Annotated in this window: 1 protein-coding gene; it reads left to right on the forward strand. The window is 68.1% G+C overall.

What is annotated here, in order from left to right; translation table 11 throughout:
• The first annotated feature begins 310 nt into the window (after positions 1–310).
• Complete coding sequence (locus tag OTB19_RS42610; RefSeq protein ID WP_267804234.1) at positions 311–1,492, forward strand: ISAs1 family transposase; 1,182 nt, start codon at positions 311–313, stop codon at positions 1,490–1,492.
• Positions 1,493–1,928: the final 436 nt, after the last annotated feature.

The raw sequence follows: 1,928 nt of genomic DNA on the forward strand, positions 1-1,928 counted from the left end.
CTCACCAGAAAGGTGCCCCACTCTGCGTCCCTGATTCGTTCTAGACACTCGAATCTTCGCAGGCCAGGGCACCTTTCGTGCTACCGGTCCCACTCCAGGGCGAATTCAGCTGAATGCCCGAGGTTGAATTCGGTGCTGCGGGGATGGTGCAGGGGCATTGCATGAACGCGAATGGTCCGGTTCGCGTGTGACGTGGTGTCATGTCCCGTCATGGGTGCGGGAAGCAGTGCAGGCACGGTGCCGGTGATCATGTGGTTGTCGAGACCCATGAGAACCGAGCGAGACCGTGCCTGCCCGTTCACCATCCCGCATGCCCTCCGCCCTCGGTCAACTGGGTGGAGCGTCGACGCCTGTCACCGCGGATACCGTCGCTGACCTGCGCTGTCATCTGAAGCATGTACCTGATCCGCGTGGGCGGCGTGGGGCCCGTTATCCGGCCATCGCGCTGCTGGCCACCGCGGCGGCCGCGGTCCTGGCCGGGGCGAAATCACTCCTCGCGATCGGAGAGTGGGCGGCGGACGCACCTCAGCATGTCCTGGCCGGCCTCGGATACCGGCCCGATCCGCTCACCGGCATCATCCGTCCGCCGCACGGTGCCACGCTCCGCCGACTGCTGGCGCGGGCCGACGGCGATGCCCTGGACGCCGCGATCGGCCAGTACCTCCAGCACCGCCGGACCCCACCCGGGCCAGCCGCCGGCGACCGGCCCGCTCTCCGGCGGGTGATCGCGGTGGACGGCAAGACCCTGCGCGGTTCACGCACACCGGACCGGCCCGCGATCGCGCTGCTGGCCGCCATGGACCACACCGGCAGCGTCCTCGCCCAGCGGCAGGTCGCCGACAAGAGCAACGAGATCCCCGCCTTCCGGCCCCTGCTCGAAACCCTCGACCTCGACGGCGCTGTGGTCACCGCCGACGCTCAGCACACCCAGCACGACCACGGCGTCTACCTGCGGGAACGGGGCGCCCACTACCTCGCCGTCGTGAAGAAGAACCACCCCGGCCTCCATCAGCGGATCAGTCGGCTGCCCTGGCGGGACATCACGCTCGACCACTACGACCGCACCCGGGCTCACCACCGCGACGAAATACGCCGCCTGAAGACCGCCGCCTTCGACCACATCGACTACCCCGGAGCCCGCCAGGCCCTCCAAGTCGTGCGATGGCGACGTGAGAAGACCAAGGAGAAACTCACCATCGAACGCGTCCACCTGATCACCAGCCTGGAACCGGGACAGGCCGACGGCGCCCAGCTCGCCACCTGGATCCGAGGGCACTGGGGCATCGAGAACCTCCTGCACCACGTCCGCGACCGGACCTACCGCGAAGACGACTCCAAGATCCGCACCGGACACCTGCCCCGCACCATGGCCAGCCTCCGCAACCTCGCCATCGGCATCCGCCGCCAGGACGGCCACACCAACATCGCCGCCGCCCTCCGCCACACCGGCCGCGACTACCACAGGCCCCTATCCGCCCTCGGACTCACCTGACGAACCCGGACAAAACGCGATCACGCAATGCCCCTGGCGGCTGGTGGCCCGTCACCGAGGACGGAGAACTGTTCAATCCGGCGAAGGTAAGCACGACCAGATACCGATACCGGGGAACAGTGATCCCGAGCCCGTGGCCCACTACGGCATGAGAATCGGAGCGTCCCAATCGGGGCTTGTGGAGAGCCCGGTGCCCGGAGACGGGCACGCCGGGTTCGGGAGGCGGCTCGGGGAAACCCGCTGGTGGAGACACCCGCAGGGCGCCCCGAGTCGACCTCACCTACTGCACGGTGTCGTTTGAGGCGGTTGATGACCCTGATGGTTAATTCGTGTGGCTGAGGGTGCTGGTGGGAGCGGGTGGGCAGGTTGTTCCTGTGTCGGTAGGGTCCGGCCGGGGAGGGGCTTGTTGTGTCGATGTCGCCGCGGTCGTGGCCGG

The sequence above is a fragment of the Streptomyces sp. H27-H5 genome (assembly GCF_026627505.1).
Taxonomy (GTDB): Bacteria; Actinomycetota; Actinomycetes; order Streptomycetales; family Streptomycetaceae; genus Streptomyces.

What these genes read in the sequence shown, in the direction of transcription:
- OTB19_RS42610 (WP_267804234.1), top strand. Translation starts at nt 311, where the DNA reads ATGCCCTCCGCCCTCGGTCAACTGGGTGGAGCGTCGACGCCTGTCACC.